The following is a 22750-nucleotide window of genomic DNA, read 5'->3' on the forward strand; positions in this document are numbered from 1 at the left end:
GCGTCGCGCGGTTTCCGGTAGGGTGACCGGACCGTCAACCATCGACGCACGGTCGGGGAGGCATCGTGACATTCGACGAAGTCCGGCAGATCGCACTGGCGTGGCGCGGCGTCGAGGAACGCACGTCGTACGGCACGCCCGCGCTCAAGGTGAAGGGCAAGCTGCTCACGCGATTGCGCGAGGACGGCGACACGCTCGTCGTGAAGGGCGTCGGCCCCGACGAGCGCGCGTGGCTGATCGAGTCGGCGCCCGACGTGTACTACGTGACCGATCACTATATCGGCTGGCCGATCGTGCTGGTGCGCCTGTCGGCCGCGCATCCCGACGCCGTGAAAAACCTGCTCCTGCGGGAATGGCGTGCAATCGTGCCGGCGAAGTGGCGGGACGAAGTCGCCGGCGACACGAACTGAACGGCGCGCGCAGCACGCGAGCCGCCGCCGAACCGGATCAAGCGTTGCATCGGTTCGTATCGATGCAACGAGTGGTTCCATCGAAATTCTTCAATTGGTTCTTAGTGAAGAACCGTTTGATGCTTACACTCCTTCGCTTCGAAGGCGGCTGACGACAGCCGACGGAACGGGCGTACGCGATGCGCCGGCGCTTGGTGCGCCGCATCGCACCCGCAGCTTCGCAGATTGCGCGGACGACCCGACCGGAACGGCCCCATCCGGCCTCATGCCCGCGTGCGGCGCACGCGCGGCCGCGGCCGGATTCAACAACGACAACGCCCGCGCCGCCTTCACGCGACACCGGTCGTACCGGAACCGTTTTTTGGAGAGAGACAGATGAGTGGAAGCAACACAGGCCTCGGCACCGGCCTGAAGCAGCGTCACGTCACGATGATGTCGATTGCCGGCGTCATCGGCGCGGGCTTGTTCGTCGGCTCCGGCCACGCGATCGCGGAAGCCGGGCCGGCATCGATACTCGCGTATGCGATCGCGGGCGTGCTGGTCGTGCTGGTGATGCGCATGCTCGGCGAGATGGCCGTCGCGCATCCGGACAGCGGGTCGTTCTCGACCTATGCCGACCGCGCGATCGGCCACTGGGCCGGCTTCACGATCGGCTGGCTGTACTGGTGGTTCTGGGTGCTGGTGATCCCGATCGAGGCGACCGCCGCGGCGACCATCCTCAATGCGTGGTTCCCGGGCATCGCGACATGGATCTTCGCGCTCGGCATCACGCTGCTGCTTACCGTCACCAATCTCTTTTCCGTCAAGAACTACGGCGAATTCGAATTCTGGTTCGCGCTGATCAAGGTCGTCGCGATCGTCGTGTTCCTGTGCATCGGCGGCGCGGCGATCGTCGGCATCATCCCTGCGCCGGCCGTGTCGGGCGTGTCGAACCTGTTCGTGCACGACGGCTTCATGCCGCACGGCGCGAGCGCGGTGCTCGCGGCGATGCTGACGACGATGTTCTCGTTCCTCGGCACCGAGATCGTGACGATCGCGGCCGCCGAATCGGACAACCCGCAACGCCAGATCGTGCGGGCGACGAACTCGGTCATCTGGCGTATCACGCTGTTCTATCTCGGCTCGATCCTCGTCGTCGCGGCCATCGTGCCGTGGAACGACCCGCTGCTGCCGAAGCACGGCTCGTATCAGCGCGCGATGGAACTGATCGGCGTCCCGAACGCGAAGGCGATCATCGACGTGATCGTGCTCGTGTCGGTCGCGAGCTGCCTGAATTCGGCGCTGTACACGGCGTCGCGGATGCTGTTCTCGCTGTCCAGGCGCAAGGACGCGCCCGCCTTCCTGCATCGCACCGATTCGACCGGCACGCCGCGCGCGGCCGTGCTCGCGTCGACCGCGTTCGGTTTCCTGACCGTGATCGCGAACTACCTGATGCCGGAGCAGGTGTTCGGCTTCCTGCTCGCGACGTCGGGCGCGATCGCGCTGCTCGTGTATCTCGTGATCGCGATCTCGCAGTTGCGGATGCGCAAGACGCTCGAAGCGGGCGGCGCGGACCTGACGTTGCGGATGTGGCTGTTCCCGTGGCTCACGTGGGCGGTGATCCTGTTCATCTGCGGCACGCTGACCGTGATGTTCGTCAGCGAGGAACACCGGATGGAGGTTGGTGCGACGGCCGTGCTGGCGTTGATCGTGCTGCTCGCGTCGTGGCTGAACAAGCGTGGGCGCGATGCGCGGGCGGATGCGGGGCGGCGGGTGTCGGCGACGTGATCTGATCGAATGAGGTGACGACGGGGCGCGAAGTCCCGGGCGTGAATATGGCCTGATCGGCGGTTGCCGGTCGGGCCATTTGTCTTTTTGCGCGAGCACGCGGATATACGTCACGTCACGTTGCCCGGTCTTTCGTACCCCGCGATCGTTGATGTATGAACGCGTCAAAATCGAACTCGTCTGATTTCATCGCGAACGGCAACGCCATACATTGATCGCTTCGAGAACCGAGGTGAACGATGGCGTCGATGCCGACAACACAGTTCCGTTCAGCGAATCAGAGCGATGACGCGGGCGTCGTCTGGCGCCCGTTCGTTCAAAGGGCTTGTCAACCGGCGCCGACTTGAATCGGCGCCGTTCCAGTCCCAACAGAGGGCACCGTGAGAACAGCCATGATCGATCTGCTCGTGCTGGCGTCGGCGCATGCATTTGCCGGCCCGACGGCGGCGGACGAGATAGCGGCGCGCAGCGGCTTGCCAGCAAGCGAGGTCAATGCACTGCTCAGCGACTGTGACTCGAGCCAGACGAGCATGAATTTTTGCGCGTGGCGCGATCAGATCGTCGCCGAGCGGGAATTGCAGCGGATCGTCGACAAACAGGTGAGCGAGCAGCCACGGCGCAAGGCGGCGCTCGACGCGCAGATGGCGAGTGGAAGAAAGCGCGCGACACATCCTGCGAAAAATCGGCGCGTCACGCATGGGGCGATGGGTCGATGCGACCTGCGGCACAGGCGATCTGTGCAACGGCGGCAACGAAGGAAATGGTGAAAAGGTTGTCCGCTCGCGCTTCCCGCAAACCTTCATGAATCGGTCCGATATGACAAAGGGCCGCTGCGTTCGCGATCTCGTCACTGCCGATGCGTGTTCGCCATGTCATGCAGGAGTGACGCCCTGGCGTACTCGCGTCCTGTTATCAGGAGATCAGGTCCGCCGGCGTTCGCTTAAACGGCCGTGTCCCGATGTGTGACGATCGATTCGTTCCTGTTGGGAAATGAAGTATCGACAAGTCGGACATTTGTTACTAACGTAGTTTCATTTAATCTACGGACACTCACCACCCATCAAGAGTCCAACCATGTCGATCCGTCATCTGTTTTCTTCCGCATTCGCGGCGACTGCGCTGCTCGGCGCCGCATCCGCGGGCATCGCCGCCCCGCTCACCGTCGATGTCTACAATCCGGGCGCGCATGCGATCTTCCCGGTTTCGTCCGAAATCGTTTCGGGCAAGACCGAGGCGATCCTGATCGACGCCCAGTTCCAGCGCAACGACGCGCAGGCGCTGGTGAGCCGGATCAAGGCGAGCGGCAAGACGCTCAAGGCCGTCTACGTGAGCCACAGCGACCCCGACTATTACTTCGGGCTGGAAACCGTTCACGCAGCGTTCCCGGATGCGAAGATCGTCGCGACGCCGCAGACCGTCGCCGCGATCGAGGCCAGCAAGGACGGCAAGCTCGCATACTGGGGCCCGATCCTGAAGGACAATGCGCCGACTTCGGTGATCGTGCCGCAGCCGCTCGACGGCAATACGCTGCGCGTCGACGGCGAGCCGCTGCGCATCGTCGGGCTCGACGGCCCGACGCCCGATCGCACGTTCGTGTGGATTCCTTCCACACGGACCGTGGTCGGTGGCATCCCGGTCGCCGCGAACATTCACGTGTGGATGGCCGACACGCAGACGCCGCTGTCGCACGCGAACTGGCTGGCAACGCTCGACCGGATCGATGCGCTGAAGCCGGCGCGCGTCGTGCCCGGCCACTTCCTGCCGAACCGTGACGGCAGCCAGCCGTTCGCCACCGGCGTCGCGTTCACGCGCAATTACGTGAAGGCGTTCGACGACGAAGCGGCGCGCGCGAAGGATTCGGCGGCACTGATCGCGGCGATGGAGGCGCGCTACCCGGATCTCGGCGAGAAGTCGTCGCTCGAGCTGAGCGCGAAGGTCGCCAAGGGCGAGATGCAGTGGCCTGCGCCGGCGCCGTTCCCCGCGGCGGGCAGGACGGTGCGCGTGCAGTTCGGCGCTACCGCGTTCGACCTGCACTTCCAGGACGACAAGACGATGTCGTTCGTCGGTACGGCCGGCCAATTCAACGGTGTGACGGATACGGTGCAGTACACGGCGCGCGAGATTCGTCCGCAGGTGTACATGGTGTACTGGCATGAGCCGTCCACCGGCTCGAACGTCGTGCACGTCGAGGATTTCGAACGCGGCGCGGTGGATACGAACATCGCGACGAAGGACGGACAGTTCCTGCATATGTCCGGGACGCTGAAGATCGTCGGCCGGGAATGAGCCGGTCTTCCGCCATCGAAAAGAAAAGGCCCGCATTCAGCGGGCTTTTTTTACGCGCGATGCAGCAGCAACGCTTAAACGTTGAACAGGAAGTTCATCACGTCGCCATCGTGCACGACATATTCCTTCCCTTCCGCGCGCATCTTGCCGGCTTCCTTCGCGCCTTGCTCGCCCTTGTACGTGACGAAGTCGTCGAACGCGATCGTCTGTGCGCGGATGAAGCCGCGCTCGAAGTCGGTGTGGATCACGCCGGCCGCCTGCGGAGCGGTATCGCCGATATGGATCGTCCACGCGCGCACTTCCTTCACGCCCGCGGTGAAGTAGGTCTGCAGGCCGAGCAGCTTGAAGCCCGCGCGGATCACGCGGTCGAGGCCCGGCTCTTCCATGCCCATGTCGGCGAGGAACGCTTCCTTGTCCGCGTCGTCGAGATCGGCAATTTCCGCCTCGATCGCCGCGCAGACGGCGACCACCGGCGCATTTTCGCTTTCCGCGTACTTGCGCACCGCCTCGAGGTGCGGGTTGTTCTCGAAGCCGTCGTCCTTCACGTTGGCGACGTACATCGCCGGCTTCGCGGTGATCAGGCAGAACGGCTTGATCAGCGCTTCTTCGTCGTCCGACAGCGCGAGGCCGCGCACCGCCTTGCCCTGGTCGAGCTGCGCGCGCACCTTTTCGAGCACCGCGACGAGCTTCGCCGCTTCCTTGTCGTTGCCCGACTTCGCCGCCTTCGAATAGCGCGTGAGCGCTTTCTCGATGGTGCCGAGGTCGGCGAGCGCGAGTTCGGTGTTGATCACTTCGATGTCGTCGATCGGGCTGACCTTGCCGGCGACGTGAATGACGTTGTCATCCTCGAAGCAGCGCACGACGTGCGTGATCGCGTCGGTTTCGCGGATGTTCGCGAGGAACTGGTTGCCGAGGCCTTCACCCTTGCTCGCGCCCGCGACGAGGCCCGCGATGTCGACGAACTCGACCACGGCCGGCACGACGCGCTCGGGGCTGATGATTTCGGCGAGCGCCTTCAGCCGCGTATCCGGCACTTCGACGATGCCGACGTTCGGCTCGATCGTGCAGAACGGGTAGTTCTCGGCGGCGATGCCGGCCTTGGTCAGCGCATTGAACAGGGTGGACTTGCCGACGTTGGGCAAGCCGACGATGCCGCATTTGAGACTCATGGAATCCTTCGGACGGGTGAGGCGGCGCGGCCGGACAGGGCACGGCGGCGCGGGAAAAAGGGCGGCCGGCGCGTGGAGCGCGGCGGGCCGACGGTCAAAGACGCTATTGTACCGTGCCGGCGCTCCGGATTCCGGGCTTGCCGCCGAACGGCCGATGCGGCGGGCCGCCGCGCCGGCGCACCGGCCTGCGATTCTGCTGATTTCCCGCAAAGTCCGGCCGCGTAAGGGTTTGGCCCCGCGGCTATAATGCCCGCCATGACTGCCCACCACTCCTTCGACGTCGCCGTGGTCGGCGGCGGGCTCGTCGGCAAGACGGCCGCGCTCGCGCTGACCCAGTCCGGCTACAAGACCGCCTTGCTCGCCCAGCCGGCCACGCCGCGCCCCGCCGATCTCGCGTTCGACACGCGCATCTACGCGCTTTCGTCCAGTTCGCAGGCGTTGCTCGAGCGGCTGCGGGTCTGGCAGGCGCTCGACCACGGCCGGCTCGCGCCGGTCTACGACATGCGCGTGTATGGCGATGCGCATGCCGAATTGCATTTCTCCGCCTACCAGGCGTCCGTGCCGCAGCTCGCGTGGATCGCCGAATCGTCGCGGGTCGAGGCGTCGCTCGACGCCGCGCTGCGGTTCCAGCCGAACCTCACGTGGTTCGACGCGCGTGCGCAGGGTTTCGACGTGCGCGACGACGCGGCCGTGCTCACGCTGTCGTCGGGGCAGGTGCTCGAAGCCGATCTCGTCGTCGGTGCCGACGGCGCGCATTCGTGGGTGCGCTCCCAAATGGGGGCCAGGGTAGAGCGACGCGACTACCGGCAAACGGGCGTCGTCGCGAACTTCAAGGCGTCGCTGCCGCACCGCGAGACGGCCTACCAGTGGTTCCACGAAGGCGAGATCGTCGCGCTGCTGCCGCTGCCGGACGGCCACGTGTCGCTGGTATGGTCCGCGCACACCGCGCATGCGGACGAACTGCTCGCACTCGATCCGGCGCAGCTCGCGGCCGAGGTCGAGCGCGTGTCGCACGGCCAGGTCGGCACGCTCGAATGCGTGACGCCGGCCGCCGGCTTTCCGCTGGCGCTGCAGACGGTCGACAAGCTGATCGCGCCGCGCGTCGCGCTGGTCGGCGATGCCGCGCACCTGATCCACCCGCTCGCCGGGCAGGGGATGAACCTCGGGCTGCGCGACGTCGCCGCGCTTGCCGACGCGATCGCGCGCAAGGAAAGCTTCCGCAACCTCGGCGATCCGGTGCTGCTGCGCCGCTACGAGCGTTCGCGCCGCGAGGACATCCGCGCGCTGATGGTCGCGACCGACGGCCTGCAGCGGCTGTTCGCGGTGCCGGGCTCGCTCGCGAAGGCGGTGCGCAACGCGGGCATGGCGTTCGTCGGCGCGCAGCCGCTCGTGAAGCGCTGGCTCGTGTCGGCCGCGCTTGGGTGATCGAACCTTCTGCAACAGCGCGGGTCGGAGACGGTTCCATAACGGCGTACACTGTGCCGTGCACTCCGATTGAGCTGAAGGAAGATTTCGATGAAAAAAACGATCCGCATCGCATCGCTGGCGCTGGCCGTCACGATGGCGACGCTGGGCTGCACCGCGCAGGCCGACCAGACCACCGACAAGCTGAAGGCCACGCTGCAAGCCCGTCTCGGCAGCGACGCGCCGATCAAGAGCGTGTCGAAATCGCCGGTTGCAGGCCTTTACGAAGTGAACCTCGGTTCGCAGATCATCTATAGCGACGCGGCAGGCGACTACGTGCTGCTCGGCGATCTCGTCGACACCAAGTCGCACAAGAACCTGACCGACGCCCGCCTGTCCGAAATCAACAAGATCGACTTCGCGAGCCTGCCGTTCGCGAATGCAATCAAGGTCGTCAAGGGCAACGGCGCCCGCAAGATCGCGGTGTTCTCCGATCCGAACTGCCCGTACTGCAAGAAGCTCGAGACGACGCTGCAGTCGGTCGACAACGTGACCGTCTACACGTTCCTGTACCCGGTGCTGTCGCCGGATTCGACCGCGAAGTCGAAGGCGATCTGGTGCGCGACCGACCGCGCGAAGACGTGGGAAAGCTGGATGCTCGACCACCGCGCGCCGTCCGGCGCCGGCACGTGCGACACCACCGCGCTCGACAAGAACCTCGCGCTCGGCCGCGGGATGAACGTCACGGGCACGCCGACGATCTTCCTGCCGGATGGCCGCCGCCTGCCGGGCGCGGTATCGGCCGACCAGCTCAACCAGGCGCTCGCCTCGAGCAAGTAACCGACTGCACGCCGGGCGCATGGCCCGGCCAGCGAGGGGCGCCCGCATGATCTGCCGGCGCCTCTCTTCGTTTTCGCCGCCGTATTCGACCGACCGATTGCCACGATGACCCAGCCGATCCGCTATTCGATTGTCCCGAAAGATCTTGCCGCGCACCTGTTCGAAGTGACGGTGACGGTTGCCGATCCCGATCCCGAAGGCCAGCGCTTCTCGCTGCCGGTATGGATTCCGGGCAGCTATCTCGTGCGCGAGTTCGCGCGCAACATCGTGACGCTGCATGCGTTCAGCGACGCGGGCCGCAAGGTGCGCATCGCGAAGACCGACAAGCACACGTGGCAGGCCGCGCCCGTCAGCGGCGCGCTGACGCTGCGCTACGACGTCTATGCGTGGGACCTGTCGGTGCGCTCCGCGTATCTCGACGATTCGGGCGGCTTCTTCAACGCGACGGCCGTATTCCTGAGCGTCGCCGGCCGCGAGGCGGCGCCGTGCGAAGTCGATATCGCGAAACCGGCCGGCCCGGCGTTCCGCACGTGGCGCGTCGGCACGTCGCTGCCCGAGGCGCGCGGCACCAGGCGCTACGGTTTCGGCGCGTATCGCGCGGCGAACTACGACGAGCTGTCCGACCATCCGGTGACGATCGGCGAATTCGCGCTCGCGACGTTCGACGCGCACGGCGTGCCGCACGATATCGTGATCGCCGGGCGCGTGACGCAGCTCGACCTGGAGCGGCTGCGTACCGATCTGAAGCGCGTATGCGAAGCGCAGATCGCGCTGTTCGAGCCGAAGTCGAAGAAGGCGCCGATGGATCGCTACGTGTTCATGACGCTCGCGGTCAGCGACGGCTACGGCGGCCTCGAGCATCGTGCGTCGACCGCGCTGATCTGCAACCGGACCGACCTGCCGGTGAAGGGGCGCCCGGAAACGACGGAAGGCTATCGCACGTATCTCGGCCTCTGCAGCCACGAGTACTTCCATACGTGGAACGTGAAGCGCATCAAGCCGGCGGCGTTCGTGCCATATGACCTCACGCGCGAGAACTACACGTCGCTGCTGTGGCTGTTCGAAGGCTTCACGTCGTATTACGACGACCTGATGCTGGTTCGCAGCGGGCTGATGTCGCAGGACGACTATTTCGCGGCGCTCGGCCGCACGATCGGCGGCGTGCTGCGCGGCACGGGCCGGCTCAAGCAGAGCGTCGCGGACAGCTCGTTCGACGCATGGATCAAGTACTACCGCCAGGACGAGAACGCGACCAACGCGATCGTCAGCTATTACACGAAGGGCTCGCTCGTCGCGCTCGCGTTCGATCTCGCGATCCGCGCACAGACGCGCAACCGGAAGTCGCTCGACGACGTGATGCGCGTGCTGTGGCAGCGATACGGCCGCGATTTCTATCGCGGCGGCAAGCAGGCGGGCGTGGAGGAAAACGAAGTCGAGACGCTGATCGAGGAAGCGACAGGCGTCGCGCTCGGCCGCCTGTTCGCCGACGCCGTGCACGGCACGCGCGACCTGCCGCTCGCCGAACTGCTCGCGCCGTTCGGCGTGACGCTGGCCCCCGACGTCGCGCTCGGCGCGGCCGCGAAGCCGACGATCGGCGCGCGCCTGCGCGGCGGCGCGGACTGCACGTTGGCGGCGGTCTACGAAGGCGGCGCCGCGCATCGCGCGGGATTGTCGGCCGGCGACACGCTGATCGCGGTCGACGGGCTGCGCGTGACGGGCACGAACCTCGATGCGCTGCTCGCCCGCTACCGGCCGGGCGACAAGGTCGAGGTTCACGCGTTCCGCCGCGACGAGCTGCGCACCGCGAAACTGAAGCTCGACGGGCCGGACATCACGCGCTACCGGCTGATGGCGGCCGCGAAGCCGGCCGCGGCCACGAAGGCCCGCGAAGCGTGGCTGAAGGGGTAAGCGTACGAAAGCGGGTAGCGGGGCGCGATCAAGGATTGTTCTGCTGTTGCAACAATCCGTCGCCCTGAACCCGCTTTTTCGCCGTCATATGGCCACGCACAATGGCGTCACTCGCGCTACCGAAGCGCAACCCCACCCGGAGCCTGACATGACGACCATTCTGCAAATCAATTCCGCTGCGCGTTCGCAAGGCGCGCAATCCACGCTGCTGGCCAACGAACTGACGGCAAAGCTGCAACAATCGAACCCCGGCGCGAACGTCGTGGTTCGCGACCTGCTCGCCGATGCGCTGCCGCACCTCGACGAATCGGTGCTGGGTGCGTTCTTCACGCCGGCCGACCAGCGCACCGCGGAACAGAATGCGATCGTCGCGAAGAGCGATGCACTGATCGCCGAGCTGCAAGCTGCCGACATCATCGTGATCGGCGCGCCGATGTACAACTTCGGCATCTCGTCGCAACTGAAGACGTATTTCGACTGGATCGCCCGCGCAGGCGTCACGTTCCGCTACACCGAGAACGGTCCGGAAGGCCTGATCAAGGGCAAGAAGGTTCACGTCGTGACGGCCCGTGGCGGCAAGTACCTGGGTACGCCGAACGACAGCCAGACCCCGTACCTGCGCACGTTCCTCGGCTTCATCGGCCTGACCGACGTGAGCTTCATCCACGCGGAAGGCCTGAACCTCGGCCCGGACGCGCAGAGCGCCGCGCTGGCCGGCGCACGCGAAGCGATCGCCGCCGCTTAACGCGCCAAGTTAACGCGCCAGGTCGACGCGGGTGCCACGCACCCGCTGCGTCACCCGATAAAAAACGCCGCGCCCTTCACGAAAGGGACGCGGCGTTTTTGCATTCGGCCGGCGAACTCGCCGCCGAGGCCGTTACGCGAGCGTTTCGGCCACGTCCGGCAGGCGCCAGTCGATCGGTTCGCGGCCGGCATCGACCAGGTAGTCGTTCGCGAGCGCGAAATGGCGGCAACCGAGGAAGCCGCGGTGCGCGGACAGCGGCGACGGATGCGGCGCCTCGAGCACGCAATGCGCGTTCGCGTCGAACAGCGCGCGCTTGGCCTGCGCATGCGCGCCCCACAGCATGAATACGAGCCCACGATGGCGGCCGGCGAGCTCGCGGATCAGCGTGTCCGTGCATTGTTCCCAGCCGCGCTTCGCATGGCTCGCGGCCGCGCCGCGCTCGACCGTCAACACGGTGTTGAGCAGCAGCACGCCCTGGCGCGCCCACGTGTCGAGGCAGCCGTGACGCGGCGTGTCGTGACCGAAGTTCGCGGCGATTTCCTTGAAGATGTTGCGCAGCGACGGCGGCGTGCGGACGGCCGGCGGTACCGAGAACGCGAGGCCGTGCGCCTGCGGCGTGCCGCGGTCGTCGCCGTGGTACGGATCCTGACCGAGGATCACGACCTTCACGTCGTCGGGATGCGTCAGGCGCAGCGCGCGGAACACGTCGGTCGGGTAGACCGTCTTGCCGGCGGCGCGCTCTTCGTCGACGAAGCGGCACAGCGGCGCGAACGCGTCGCTGTCGGTGAACGGTTTCAGCACGTCGCGCCAGACGGCCGGCAGCGCGTCGAATTGCGCGGCGAGATGCGGTACGTCGGTGGCAACGGGCCGCGGTGCCGAGGCGGCCGGGGCCGGTTCGGGCACGGCCGCCGGTGCGGCGGTTTTCTTTGCGGGTTTGCGCCGAGCGGCAGGCGGCTCGGAAGCCGCGGACGGAATATCGGCCGGTGCCGTTTCCGGCACGGGATCGTCGAACAGCGACGCCTGTTGCGGCGCGCGGGAAGTCTTGCGGGTTGCCATGCGTGATGCGTGTTTATTGCGCGCGCAGCCGGTAGCCGCGCTGCGCCTTGCTGATGTTTTCGGGAACGAGGCCCGGCAGCGCCTGCTGCAGTTCGGCGGCGAGCGTCGCGAGCGCCGTTTCCGGGCCGTCGATCAGTTCGAGTTCGATTTCGCTGATCGGTTCGCGGCGCGTTTCGTGTTCCGCCTGGACGACGATCTCGCCGAGGTCCACCGCGGCCTCGACGGTTGCGCCGCCGATGGCGATGCGCCACAGCGTACGCGAAAAATCCGTGCGGAACAGCGCATGCAGCGCGCCGGCTGCGTCATTCAGCGCGGCGGCGGCTTCCGGCACGTCGCAGGCCGCGACGAGCGCGTCGATTTCGAGCGCGTCGCCCGCGACCGGCAGTTCCCACTCGTGGCGGCTATGCAGGCCGCCTTCCGCGCTGCCGACCGTCTTGAACGTCTGCAGCCAGCCGTCCGGCGTGCGGCGCACGCGCACCGCGCTCTTCGAGCGCGCGAGCGCGAGATCGGGCGTGTCGTAATAGACGTTCGCTAGCGTGATCGCGCGACCGGGTTCACCGGTCAGCGTCTCGAAGAAGCGGCGCGCGGCATCGGCTTGGCCGGCCGGCAGCGCGAGCTTGATTTCCTGTTCGATCGCCATCAGAAGAACATCCGTGCGAGTTCCTCGCCCGGCTGCTCGGCGCGCATGAACGCCTCGCCGACGAGGAACGTGTTCACGTTCGCCGCGCGCATCGTGTCGACGTCGGTGCGCGACAGGATGCCCGATTCGGTCACGACGATGCGATCCGCCGGAATCATGTCGAGCATGTCGAGCGTGGTCTGGATCGACGTCTCGAACGTGCGCAGGTTGCGGTTGTTGATACCGAGCAGCGGCGTCTTCAGCGTCAGCGCCTGTTCCATCTCGTGGCGGTCGTGCACTTCGACCAGCACCGCGAGGCCGAGCGAGTGCGCATAGGCTTCCAGATCCTGCATCAGCGGCGTGTCGAGCGCGGCGGCGATCAGCAGGATCGCGTCGGCGCCCATCGCGCGGGCTTCGACGATCTGGTACGCGTCGACGATGAAGTCCTTGCGCAGCACCGGCAGCGTGCAGGCCGCGCGCGCTTCCTCGAGGTAGCGGACGCCGCCCTGGAAGAACTGCTCGTCGGTCAGCACCGACAGGCACGCGGCGCCGTGCGCCGCATACGAGCGTGCGATGTCGGCCGGCACGAAATGCTCGCGCAGCACGCCTTTCGACGGGCTGGCCTTCTTGATTTCGGCGATCACGGCGGCGTTGCCGGCCGTGTGCTTCGCGCGCAGCGCACCGACGAAGTCGCGCAGGTCGCGCGCGGACGCTTCGAGTTTCAGTGCCTCGAGCGGCGTGCTGCGCAGCGCCGCCGCGATTTCTTCGCGCTTGACGGCGATGATTCGGTCGAGAATGTCGCTCATAGGGGTTCCTGCTGGATTCGTAAGAGGGTCAGCGCTTGAACTGCTGCGTGAAGCGCACGAGTTCGTCGACCTTCGCGCGGGCTTTGCCGCTCGCGATCACTTCGCGGGCGAGCTGGATACCGTCCGCGATCGACTCGGCGATATTGGCCGCGTAGAGCGCGGTGCCCGCGTTCAGCGTGACGATCTCGCGTGCGACGCCCGGCTGGTTGTCCAGCGCGCCGAGCAGCATCGTGCGCGATTCGTCCGCATTTTCCACCTTCAGCGTGCGATTCGACACCATCTGCAGGCCGAAGTCCTCCGGATGGATCTCGTATTCGTGCACCTTGCCGTCGCGCAATTCGCCGACGAGCGTCGCGGCGCCGAGCGATACCTCATCCATGCCGTCCTTGCCGTACACGACGAGCACGTGCTGCGCGCCGAGACGCTGCATCACGCGCACCTGGATGCCGACGAGGTCGGCGTGGAACACGCCCATCAGCTGGTTCGGCGCGCCGGCCGGATTGGTCAGCGGGCCGAGGATGTTGAAGATCGTGCGCACGCCGAGCTCGCGGCGCACGGCCGCGATGTTCTTCATCGCCGGGTGATGGTTCGGCGCGAACATGAAGCCCATGCCGGTTTCGGCGATCGATGCGGCGACCTGGTCCGACTGCAGGTCGATGTTCACGCCGAGCGCCTCGAGCACGTCGGCGCTGCCGGACTTGCTCGATACGCCGCGGTTGCCGTGCTTCGCGACCTTCGCGCCCGCGGCCGCCGTGACGAACATCGACGCGGTCGAGATGTTGAACGTGTGCGAGCCGTCGCCGCCGGTGCCGACGATGTCGACGAAATTCGAGTTGTCCTGCACTTCGACGTGGTTCGCGAATTCGCGCATCACGGTCGCGGCGGCGGCGATCTCGCCGATCGTCTCCTTCTTCACGCGCAGCCCGGTGATGATCGCGGCCGCCATCACCGGCGACAGGTCGCCGCGCATGATCAGCCGCATCAGATGCAGCATTTCGTCGTGGAAGATCTCGCGGTGCTCGATCGTGCGTTGCAGCGCTTCCTGCGGGGTAATCGTCATCGTGCGTCTCCCGTCAGGCAGCCGGTGCGGCGGCATGGGCCGCTGCGCGGTTTTGCTTCAGGAAATTCTCGAGCAGCGCATGGCCATGCTCGGACAGGATCGATTCCGGGTGGAACTGCACGCCTTCGACCGGCAGCGTCTTGTGGCGCACGCCCATGATCTCGCCGTCGTCGGTCCACGCGGACACCTCGAGGCAGTCCGGCAGCGATTCGCGCTCGATCGCGAGCGAGTGATAGCGCGTCACGTCGAAATGCTTCGGCAGATCGGCGAACACGCCGCGGCAGTCGGTTTCGATCCGGCTCACCTTGCCGTGCATGATGGTCTTCGCGCGCACGACGCGGCCGCCGAACGCTTCGCCGATCGCCTGGTGGCCGAGGCAGACGCCGAGGATCGGCTTCCGGCCCGCGAATTCGCGCAGCACGTCGAGCGTGATGCCCGCGTGCTGCGGATTGCTCGGGCCGGGCGACAGGCAGATCGTGTCGGGGTTCAGGCGCGCGATGTCGTCGAGCGTGATTTCGTCGTTGCGGTAGGTGCGCACGTCCTCGCCGAGTTCGCCGAAGTACTGAACCAGGTTGTAGGTAAACGAGTCGTAGTTGTCGATCATGAGCAGCATGGTCAGTCTCCGGTCAGAAGTCGCTATCGAGGCCGTCCTGGACCTGTTCGGCCGCACGCAGCACCGCGCGCGCCTTGTTCTCGGTCTCTTGCCATTCGGATTCGGGCACCGAGTCCGCGACGACGCCGGCCGCCGCTTGCACGTACAGGTTGCCGTTGTGGATCAGGCCCGTGCGGATCGCGATCGCGAGATCCATCTCGCCGGAGAACGACAGGTAGCCGACCGCACCGCCGTACAGCCCGCGCTTGACCGGCTCGAGCTCGTCGATCAGTTCCATCGCGCGCACCTTCGGCGCGCCGGACAGCGTGCCGGCCGGGAACGTCGCGCGCAGCACGTCGTAGTTCGTCATGCCGGGCTTCAGCTTGCCTTCGACCGAGCTGACGATGTGCTGCACGTGCGAGTACTTCTCGATCACCATCTTGTCGGTCACCTGCACCGAACCGATCTCCGCGATGCGGCCGACGTCGTTGCGCGCGAGATCGATCAGCATCACGTGCTCGGCGATTTCCTTCGGATCGTTCAGCAGCTCGGTCGCGAGTTCCGCGTCGCGCTCGGGCGTGTTGCCGCGCGGGCGCGTGCCGGCGAGCGGCCGGATCGTGACGATCTGGTCGTCGCCGCGCTTTTCCTGGCGCACCAGGATTTCCGGCGATGCGCCGACCACGTGGAAATCGCCGAAGTTGTAGTAATACATGTACGGCGACGGATTCAGCGAACGCAGCGCGCGGTACAGCGACAGCGGATTGTCGCGGTACGGCTTCGTGAGTCGCTGGCCGACCTGGATCTGCATCAGCTCGCCGGCCGCGATGTATTCCTTCGCCTGGCGCACGGCGGCCAGATAGTCGTCCTTCTTGAATTCGCGGAACGTCTCGGTGCGCACGCTCGCCGACGTGACGGGCGGCTGCACGGTCGTGCGCAGGCGCTGCTTCAGTTCGCGCAGGCGGTGTTTCGCCTTCGCATACGCTTCGGGTTGGCCCGGGTCCGCGTAGATGATCAGGTAGAGCTTGCCGGCGAGGTTGTCGATCACCGCGACTTCCTCGGTCAGCAGCAACTGGATGTCGGGCAGGCCGAGATCGTCGCGCGGCGCGGTGTTCGCGAGCTTCTTCTCGATGTAGCGCACCGCGTCGTAGCCGAAGTAGCCGGCGAGGCCGCCGCAGAACCGCGGCAGGCCCGGCCGCTGCGCGACCTTGAAGCGCGCCTGGAACGATTCGATGAACTGGAATGGGTCGCCGTCGTGCGTCTCGACAACCTGGCCGTCGCGCACCACTTCCGACACGCCGTTGCGGGTGCGCACGAGCGTGCGGGCGGGCAGGCCGATGAACGAATAGCGGCCGAAACGTTCGCCGCCGACCACCGATTCGAGCAGGAACGAGTTGGCGCCCGCGCGTTCGGGCTGGGCCAGCTTCAGGTAGAGGGACAGCGGCGTTTCGAGATCGGCGAGGGCTTCCGCGATCAGCGGGATGCGGTTGTAGCCTTCGTTCGCGAGCGATTGGAATTCGAGTTCGGTCATGTTCCGGTCCTGTTCGGGACGAGCGGCGCGTGCGCCAGGGATCATTTGACGCTGCGCGGGTGGCCGTCGGCGAAAGGGCGGTCGATCGAGAAGTGCCTGTTGCCGGCCGGCACTCCGGGCGTGAACGTCGCGAGCCTGCGGCCGATCCTGAACGCAAGCGTTCGGACACGGTGGAACTCGAGGTGGTGCGACGATCGGCGCGCGGATGCGCAGCGAGATAAAAAACGGCGCTGAAGACGTGCTTCAGCGTACCTCATCGAAGAGGTCAGCGCGACCAGCGACGCCAGGGCCAGGCTCCCCGGTCGATGCTGCTCAGACTCCGTTTTTTATTCAGAAACATGCGGATGGAAGAAATAATCAGACGGTTGGCCGGCCGGCGTTGTGCGCGGAAATTGCGCGAGCCGCGACCAGCAACGAATCGACTATACCATCCGAATTTATCGTTTGTATAGCTTTGCCGTGGTTGTAGCCGTACGGCACCGTCAGTGTTGCCATCCCGGCCGCGCGGCCCGCCAGCGCGTCGTTTTCCGAGTCGCCGATCGCGACCGCGGCGTCCGGCGCGACGCCGAGCGCGTCGCAGGCCGTCAGCATCGGCAGCGGATCGGGCTTCTTGCGTGCGACGCTGTCGCCGCCCAGCACGATGCCGAAGCAGCCGGCCAGCCCGTATTGCTCGAGCAGCTCGACTGCGAAGCGGTGCGGCTTATTGGTCACGCACGCGAGCCGGATGCCGGCCGCGCGCAATGCGTCGAGGCCGGCCGCCACGTCCGGATAGAGACGCGTGTGGCGACCGTTGATCTTCGCGTATTCGGTCTGGTAGATCGCCAGTGCGTCGTCGAAGCGCGCGTGCGCTTCGTCGGCCGGGAAGCGCGGCTTCAGCACGCTGTGAATCAGGTGTTCGGAGCCTTTGCCGACATAGCCGATCACTTCGTCGCGCGACGTGGCCGGCGCGCCGAGCTGCGCGAGCATCCCGTTCAGGCCGGCCGTGAAATCGTCGGCCGTGTCGACCATCGTGCCGTCGAGGTCGATCAGCGCCGCATCGATGCGCGGCGCGGCGAAGCGGATCGGCGCAGCGTCCGCGGCGGCTCCGGCCGGCGCGTGGCCGGCGAACGACGAGTCGGCCACGGCGTCAGCTCCGCTCGACGGTCGCGAGCGCCGCGCGCATCTCGTCGATCACCTTGCGATAGTCGGGCTTGCCGAAGATCGCGGAACCTGCGACGAACGTGTCCGCGCCGGCCGCCGCGATTTCCGCGATGTTGTCGGCCTTCACGCCGCCGTCGACTTCGAGCAGGATCTCGCGGCCCGTGCGTTCGGTGTACGCGTCGATGCGGGCGCGCGCCTCGCGCAGCTTGTTCAGCGTTTCCGGGATGAACGACTGGCCGCCGAAGCCGGGGTTGACCGACATCAGCAGCACGAAGTCGAGGCGATCCATCACGTGGTCGAGGTAGTTCAGCGGCGTGGCCGGATTGAACACGAGGCCGGCCTTGCAGCCATGGTCGCGGATCAGCGACAGCGTGCGGTCGATGTGGTCGGAGCCTTCCGGGTGGAAGCTGATCAGGTTCGCGCCGGCCTTCGCGAAATCGGGCACGATCCGGTCGACCGGGCGCACCATCAGGTGCACGTCGATCGGCACCTGCACGTGCGGGCGGATCGCCTCGCAGACGAGCGGGCCGATCGTCAGGTTCGGCACATAATGATTGTCCATCACGTCGAAGTGAATCCAGTCGGCGCCGGCGGCGACCACGTTGCGGACTTCTTCGCCGAGCCGTGCAAAGTCGGCCGACAGGATGCTGGGAGCGATGCGGAATTGAGTCATGACAGGGGAGCGGGGACGTTGCGGCGCAAAACCGTCATTCTACCGTCCGGCGACCCGCTGCGCGGCGGCAGGCCGTGCGGTGGCGGCCCGAATGCGCATAGAATGCCGAACCAATGCGGCGCGCCCGCGGCCCGGCCGCTCGAGTCGGCGCGCGCGGTTACCTACAGCGGACACACCATGAGTCAGTATCAGTTCACCGTTTCGGTGAAAACCAGCTACTTGCCGGAACAATCCGACCCCGATCACCGTCAATACGCATTCGCGTACACGCTGACGATCCGCAATACCGGGCAGGTCGCGGCGCAGCTGATCGCGCGTCACTGGATCATCACGGACAGCGAGAGCCACGTGCAGGAAGTGAAGGGGCTCGGCGTCGTCGGGCACCAGCCGCTGCTGCAGCCGGGCGAGCATTTCGAATACACGAGCTGGGCCGTGATCGCGACGCCGGTCGGCACGATGCGCGGCGCGTACTTCTGCGTGGCGGAGGACGGCGAGCGTTTCGAGGCGCCGGTCGACGAGTTCGCGCTGCACATGCCGCGCACGCTGCATTGAGCGTGCGGTGTGCAGTGTGCGTCAGCGCGGCTGGCGGTCGTCGCGGCGGGCCTGCTTCTTTCTGCCCGACGACGTCCACACGACGATGAAGATCAGCAGGGCAAGCGCGACGAAGGCTTCGAGCGCGAAGATGAGCATCGGATATTGGTCGAGAAAATCTGACATGGCGGTTTCCATCAAGAACGGACATTGTATGTGGTTTGGGCCCCGGCTGGCCGGGTGGATGGCTGCGGCTGCTGCGGCGGCGCTGCTCGCCGCGTGCGGCGGCGCGCCGACGCGGACCTCCGCGCTGAAGCCGCCGACCGGTGCGGCGGTCGTGCCGGGGCAGGTCGCCGCGAAGCGGCTCACGCCGGTCGCGTGGCAGCAGGTGCCGGGCTGGCAGGACGATTCGCTGATCGGCGCGACGGCCGCGCTGCGGCAGAACTGCGCGCGGCTCGCGCGCCAGCCGGCCTGGGCGCGCGCTTGCGCGGCCGCCGACCGGCTCGACGAGCTCGACGTCAGCAGCGCCCGCAGTTTCTTCGAAACGTATTTCACGCCGTTCCAGTTCGCGAACACCGACGGTACGCTCGACGGGCTCGTGACCGGCTATTACGAGCCGCTGCTGCACGGTTCGCGCGTACGCCGCGGTCCGTATCAGTACGCGCTCTATCGCTGGCCGGCCGGCTATCGCGCGGGCGCCGCGCTGCCGGCACGCGCGCAGCTCGAGCGCGCTGGCATCCTGAACGGCAACGAGCTCGTGTGGGTCGACGATCCGATCGAGGCATTCTTCCTGCAGGTGCAGGGCTCGGGGCGCGTGCTGCTCGACGACGGTTCGGTGATGCGGGTCGGCTTCGGCGGCACCAACAACCAGCCGTACCGTTCGATCGGCAAGTGGCTGCTCGATCGCGGCGAGCTGACGCCCGCGCAGGCGACGATGCAGGGCATCAAGGCCTGGGCGAAGGCGAACCCGACGCGCGTCGACGCGCTGCTCGACACGAATCCGCGCTTCGTGTTCTTCCGCGACATGCCGACCAAGGAGGATGCGCCGCACGGCGGCGCCGACGGTCCGATCGGCGCGCTCGGCGTGCCGCTGACGCCGGAGCGCTCGATCGCGGTCGATCCGTCGTCGATCCCGCTCGGCACCCCGGTGTTCCTGCAGACCACGCGTCCGCTGACGAATACGCCGATGAACCGGCTCGTGTTCGCGCAGGATACGGGCTCGGCGATCAAGGGCGGCGTGCGGGCGGACTATTTCTGGGGGCTCGGCGACGACGCGGGCGACCAGGCTGGCCGGATGAAGCAGGTCGGCCGGATGTGGCTGTTGTTCCCGAATTCGTGATTGGGCGCGGCGCGGGTTGCCCGGAGGGTGGCCCGTGCACAAGATTCGGCATTCGTGGCGCGTCTCATGCGTGACGCGCATGCCGGTTTGATCGCCGGTGTGCCCATGTGATTTCGGTTCGCGTGATGCCGTGCGTGTCACGTCGAACGACGCTTTGGCGTAAAACAGCCCGATCGGCATTGGCCGACCGGGCTGTTTCGTTTGCAGGCACGGCTTCGCCGTTGCGCGGCGTGCGTGCGGCGAGTACGCGACGTTCGCGCCCGTCGCCTGCGCGGCGGGGTGACTCAGCCCTTGCGTTTGTCGATGACGCGGCGCGCCTTGCCGACCGAGCGCTCGATGCCGTTCACGGGCAGCACGTTGATCATGGCCGTCACGCCGATCAGCGACTTGATGTCGTACGCGAGCGCCTGTTTTGCCGCCTGGATCGCCGCGGTATCGGGCGAGGTCTCCGGACAGGGCTCGACGTTGAGCGTCAACACGTCGAGCGGGCCTTCCTTCGTCAGCACGATCTGATAGTGCGGCGCGAGCGCGCGCTGCTTGAGCAACTGCTCCTCGATTTGCGTCGGGAACACGTTGACGCCGCGCACGATCATCATGTCGTCCGACCGGCCGGTGATCTTCTCCATCCGGCGCATCGTCCGGGCGGTGCCTGGCAACAGGCGCGTGAGGTCACGGGTGCGGTAGCGGACGATCGGCAGCGCTTCCTTCGTCAGCGACGTGAACACGAGCTCGCCGAGTTCGCCGTCCGGCAGCACTTCGCCGGTTTCGGGGTCGATGATTTCCGGATAGAAATGGTCTTCCCAGATGGTCGGGCCGTCCTTGGTCTCCACGCATTCGGACGCGACGCCTGGGCCCATCACTTCGGACAGCCCATAGATGTCGACCGCGTCGATCCCCATCCGCTGTTCGATGGCGACGCGCATGTCGTTGGTCCACGGCTCCGCGCCGAAGATGCCGATGCGCAGCGAACTCTGCACGGGATCGAGGCCCTGGCGCTCGATCTCGTCGGCGATCGACAGCATGTAGCTTGGCGTGACCATGATGATGTCGGGCCGGAAGTCCTGGATCAGCTGCACCTGCTTTTCGGTCTGCCCGCCGCCGAACGGGATCACGGTGAGGCCCGCGCGTTCGGCACCGTAATGTGCGCCAAGCCCGCCCGTGAAGAGGCCATAGCCGTAGCTGACGTGCACCTTGTCGCCGCGGCGCGCACCGGCCGCGCGGATCGAGCGCGCGACGAGATTCGCCCACGTGTCGATGTCGGCGGCCGTATAGCCGACGACCGTCGGCTTGCCGGTCGTACCCGACGACGCATGGATGCGCGAGATCTGGTCCTGCGGCACCGCGAACATCCCGAACGGATAGCTGTCGCGCAGGTCGCCCTTGGTCGTGAACGGGAAGCGCGACAGGTCGGCGAGCGTCTTCAGGTCGTCCGGATGCACGCCCGCTTCGTCGAACTTGCGGCGATAGACGGGCGAGTGGTCATACGCATGCCGGAGCGACCATTTGAGGCGTTCGAGCTGCAGCGCGGTCAGCTCGTCGCGTGAGGCGGTCTCGATCGGCTCGAGCGGTAGCGGGGTAGTCATGCATGTCTCCAGTGTTTGTTATGGGCGCGCCGTCGACGTCAGCGGTCTTCCGGGATGACCGTGCCCTTGATCTGGGCGGATTTGCCGCGAAACATCGCGACGGTGTCGCCTGTCTGGTTCGTGACGCGGATGTCGTAGATGCCGTGGCGGCCGGCACGCGCCTGTTCGATCGCCTCGGCCGTCAGCATGTCGTCGCCGTGCACGGGGCGCAGGAATTCGATCGAGCAGCCGGCCGCGACCGCATTCACGTTGTACGAGTTGCACGCGAACGCGAACGTCGAATCGGCGAGCGTGAAGATGATCCCGCCGTGACAGGTCTGGTGCCCGTTCAGGAATTCGGGTCGCACGCGCATCTGCAGGCGGGCGTAGCCGGCGCGGACTTCGGCGATCTCCATGCCGAACGCGCGGCTGCAGGCATCGGCGTCGTACATGGCCTGAGCGGTGGCGCGGGCGAGCGAATCGGGATCGAGCGTGGCGGTGGCGTTCGTCATGTCAATGCCCTTCGAAGCGCGGTGCGCGCTTCTCGATGAAGGCCTGCACACCTTCCGCATAGTCGTGCGACTGACCGAGCTTGCGCTGCAGGTCACGTTCCACGTCGAGTTGCTGATCGAGCGTGTTCGTGACGCTGTCCCGCATCGACTGCTTGATCGATGCGATCGCGAGCGTCGGCTGCTGCGCGAGCTGGGCGGCGAGTTGGCGGGCCGTCGCGACGAGCGCGTCGTCGTCGACCGCGCGCCAGATCAGGCCCCACTGTTCGGCCTGTTCGGCGCCGAGCTTGTCGCCGGTCAGCGCGAGCCCCAGCGCGCGCGCCATACCGATGCGTTGCGGCAGGAACCACGTGCCGCCCGAATCGGGTACGAGCCCGATCTTTACGAAGGCCTGGATGAAACTGCTCGAGCGGGCGGCGAACACGAGATCGCACGCGAGTGCGAGATTCGCGCCGGCGCCGGCCGCCGTGCCGTTGACGGCGGCGATTACCGGAATCGGCAGACGCTGCAGGCGGCGGATCAGCGGATTGAAATGCTCGTCGATCAGCGTGCCGAGGTCGGTGGACGCGCCCGGTGTGAAGTCGAGGTCGGCCAGATCCTGGCCCGCGCAAAAGCCGCGCCCCGCACCCGTCAGAATCAGCGCGCGTGCACCGGCCGCCTCGACTTCATCGAGCGCCGACTGCAGTTCGCGATGCATCGCCCGCGTGAAGCTGTTCAGCTTGTCGGGGCGGTTGAGCGTGATCGTGGCCACGCGCGCGGCCTGATCGATATCCAGCTGGATCGCCTGATAGGACATGCAGTATCTC

23 protein-coding genes and 1 pseudogene are annotated in these 22750 nt (G+C 66.6%); 11 read left to right on the forward strand and 13 right to left on the reverse strand.

The features are described from left to right. Positions 1 to 65 precede the first annotated feature (65 nt). From JYG37_RS04510 to JYG37_RS04525, 5 genes and pseudogenes are all read left to right on the forward strand, one after another. A complete protein-coding gene (locus tag JYG37_RS04510; RefSeq protein WP_050013066.1) occupies positions 66 to 410 on the forward strand; it encodes an MmcQ/YjbR family DNA-binding protein in 345 nt (114 codons plus the stop codon). Between the two features lie 375 nt (positions 411 to 785). Further along, entirely contained in the window at positions 786 to 2177 is a 1392-nt protein-coding gene (gene gabP / locus JYG37_RS04515) for a GABA permease (RefSeq protein WP_050013065.1), read from the forward strand. 392 nt (positions 2178 to 2569) lie between these two features. After that, a pseudogene (locus JYG37_RS34735) lies at positions 2570 to 2650 on the forward strand (lysozyme inhibitor LprI family protein); the annotation flags it as partial. A 71-nt stretch (positions 2651 to 2721) separates the two neighbouring features. Then, positions 2722 to 2982, forward strand: coding sequence for a lysozyme inhibitor LprI family protein (locus tag JYG37_RS34740; protein WP_249746041.1), 261 nt, complete (start codon positions 2722 to 2724; stop codon positions 2980 to 2982). A gap of 269 nt (positions 2983 to 3251) precedes the next feature. Then, positions 3252 to 4463 carry an MBL fold metallo-hydrolase gene (locus JYG37_RS04525; RefSeq protein ID WP_089488130.1) on the forward strand — a complete coding sequence of 404 codons (1212 nt, stop codon included), beginning with the start codon at positions 3252 to 3254 and terminating at the stop codon, positions 4461 to 4463. A 74-nt stretch (positions 4464 to 4537) separates the two neighbouring features. Here JYG37_RS04525 and ychF read toward each other — a convergent pair whose 3' ends face one another. Further along, the gene (gene ychF, locus JYG37_RS04530; protein WP_050013056.1) at positions 4538 to 5632 is read right to left on the reverse strand and encodes a redox-regulated ATPase YchF; all 1095 of its coding nucleotides are present in this window, start codon (positions 5630 to 5632) and stop codon (positions 4538 to 4540) included. Between the two features lie 246 nt (positions 5633 to 5878). On the opposite strand from ychF, the gene JYG37_RS04535 reads away from it, so the two are divergent. From JYG37_RS04535 to JYG37_RS04550, 4 genes are all read left to right on the forward strand, one after another. Further along, positions 5879 to 7057 carry a UbiH/UbiF family hydroxylase gene (locus JYG37_RS04535; RefSeq protein ID WP_050013055.1) on the forward strand — a complete coding sequence of 393 codons (1179 nt, stop codon included), beginning with the start codon at positions 5879 to 5881 and terminating at the stop codon, positions 7055 to 7057. Between the two features lie 90 nt (positions 7058 to 7147). Next, positions 7148 to 7876, forward strand: a complete 729-nt coding sequence (locus tag JYG37_RS04540; RefSeq protein WP_050013054.1) for a DsbC family protein — start codon at positions 7148 to 7150, stop codon at positions 7874 to 7876. A gap of 105 nt (positions 7877 to 7981) precedes the next feature. Further along, on the forward strand, positions 7982 to 9784 hold the full coding sequence (locus JYG37_RS04545) for a M61 family metallopeptidase (protein WP_213345909.1): 1803 nt from the start codon (positions 7982 to 7984) through the stop codon (positions 9782 to 9784). Positions 9785 to 9932: 148 nt separating this feature from the next. Further along, positions 9933 to 10529, forward strand: coding sequence for an FMN-dependent NADH-azoreductase (locus JYG37_RS04550; protein WP_050013052.1), 597 nt, complete (start codon positions 9933 to 9935; stop codon positions 10527 to 10529). 132 nt (positions 10530 to 10661) lie between these two features. Here the strand turns inward: JYG37_RS04550 and JYG37_RS04555 are convergent, their stop codons facing one another. The 8 genes from JYG37_RS04555 to rpe form a co-directional block, all read right to left on the reverse strand. Beyond that, positions 10662 to 11585 (reverse strand): uracil-DNA glycosylase, encoded by a 924-nt coding sequence (locus JYG37_RS04555; protein ID WP_124557515.1) that lies wholly within the window; start codon positions 11583 to 11585, stop codon positions 10662 to 10664. 13 nt (positions 11586 to 11598) lie between these two features. After that, positions 11599 to 12225, reverse strand: coding sequence for a CYTH domain-containing protein (locus JYG37_RS04560; RefSeq protein WP_011546533.1), 627 nt, complete (start codon positions 12223 to 12225; stop codon positions 11599 to 11601). Next, positions 12225 to 13010 carry an indole-3-glycerol phosphate synthase TrpC gene (gene trpC / locus JYG37_RS04565; protein WP_124557514.1) on the reverse strand — a complete coding sequence of 262 codons (786 nt, stop codon included), beginning with the start codon at positions 13008 to 13010 and terminating at the stop codon, positions 12225 to 12227. The genes JYG37_RS04560 and trpC overlap by 1 nt, the downstream gene beginning before the upstream one ends. Before the next feature lie 28 nt (positions 13011 to 13038). Next, entirely contained in the window at positions 13039 to 14070 is a 1032-nt protein-coding gene (gene trpD, locus JYG37_RS04570) for an anthranilate phosphoribosyltransferase (protein ID WP_213345910.1), read from the reverse strand. A gap of 13 nt (positions 14071 to 14083) precedes the next feature. Beyond that, complete coding sequence (locus JYG37_RS04575; protein ID WP_124557513.1) at positions 14084 to 14683, reverse strand: aminodeoxychorismate/anthranilate synthase component II; 600 nt, start codon at positions 14681 to 14683, stop codon at positions 14084 to 14086. Positions 14684 to 14696: 13 nt separating this feature from the next. After that, positions 14697 to 16190 carry an anthranilate synthase component I gene (gene trpE, locus JYG37_RS04580; protein WP_050013049.1) on the reverse strand — a complete coding sequence of 498 codons (1494 nt, stop codon included), beginning with the start codon at positions 16188 to 16190 and terminating at the stop codon, positions 14697 to 14699. A gap of 357 nt (positions 16191 to 16547) precedes the next feature. Continuing rightward, a complete protein-coding gene (locus JYG37_RS04585) occupies positions 16548 to 17312 on the reverse strand; it encodes a phosphoglycolate phosphatase (RefSeq protein WP_124653585.1) in 765 nt (254 codons plus the stop codon). 4 nt (positions 17313 to 17316) lie between these two features. Beyond that, positions 17317 to 18003 (reverse strand): ribulose-phosphate 3-epimerase, encoded by a 687-nt coding sequence (rpe, locus tag JYG37_RS04590; protein WP_006482066.1) that lies wholly within the window; start codon positions 18001 to 18003, stop codon positions 17317 to 17319. Between the two features lie 177 nt (positions 18004 to 18180). On the opposite strand from rpe, the gene apaG reads away from it, so the two are divergent. Next, positions 18181 to 18555 (forward strand): Co2+/Mg2+ efflux facilitator ApaG/CorD, encoded by a 375-nt coding sequence (gene apaG / locus JYG37_RS04595; protein WP_006477037.1) that lies wholly within the window; start codon positions 18181 to 18183, stop codon positions 18553 to 18555. Positions 18556 to 18576: 21 nt separating this feature from the next. Here apaG and JYG37_RS34745 read toward each other — a convergent pair whose 3' ends face one another. After that, a complete protein-coding gene (locus JYG37_RS34745) occupies positions 18577 to 18720 on the reverse strand; it encodes a hypothetical protein (protein ID WP_235356184.1) in 144 nt (47 codons plus the stop codon). Between the two features lie 28 nt (positions 18721 to 18748). Here JYG37_RS34745 and mltA point away from each other — a divergent pair, with 28 nt between their 5' ends. Then, positions 18749 to 19873 (forward strand): murein transglycosylase A, encoded by a 1125-nt coding sequence (gene mltA, locus JYG37_RS04600; RefSeq protein WP_050013047.1) that lies wholly within the window; start codon positions 18749 to 18751, stop codon positions 19871 to 19873. Between the two features lie 284 nt (positions 19874 to 20157). Here the strand turns inward: mltA and paaK are convergent, their stop codons facing one another. The 3 genes from paaK to paaG are packed head-to-tail and all read right to left on the reverse strand — an operon-like array spanning position 20158 to position 22740. Continuing rightward, positions 20158 to 21456 (reverse strand): phenylacetate--CoA ligase PaaK, encoded by a 1299-nt coding sequence (gene paaK / locus JYG37_RS04605; protein WP_213345911.1) that lies wholly within the window; start codon positions 21454 to 21456, stop codon positions 20158 to 20160. 38 nt (positions 21457 to 21494) lie between these two features. After that, positions 21495 to 21947 carry a hydroxyphenylacetyl-CoA thioesterase PaaI gene (paaI, locus tag JYG37_RS04610; RefSeq protein WP_089488134.1) on the reverse strand — a complete coding sequence of 151 codons (453 nt, stop codon included), beginning with the start codon at positions 21945 to 21947 and terminating at the stop codon, positions 21495 to 21497. A 1-nt stretch (position 21948) separates the two neighbouring features. Beyond that, complete coding sequence (paaG, locus tag JYG37_RS04615) at positions 21949 to 22740, reverse strand: 2-(1,2-epoxy-1,2-dihydrophenyl)acetyl-CoA isomerase PaaG (protein ID WP_050013044.1); 792 nt, start codon at positions 22738 to 22740, stop codon at positions 21949 to 21951. Positions 22741 to 22750: the final 10 nt, after the last annotated feature.

This window comes from Burkholderia sp. LAS2, from assembly GCF_018417615.1.
In the GTDB taxonomy this organism is placed as follows: Bacteria; Pseudomonadota; Gammaproteobacteria; order Burkholderiales; family Burkholderiaceae; genus Burkholderia; species Burkholderia sola.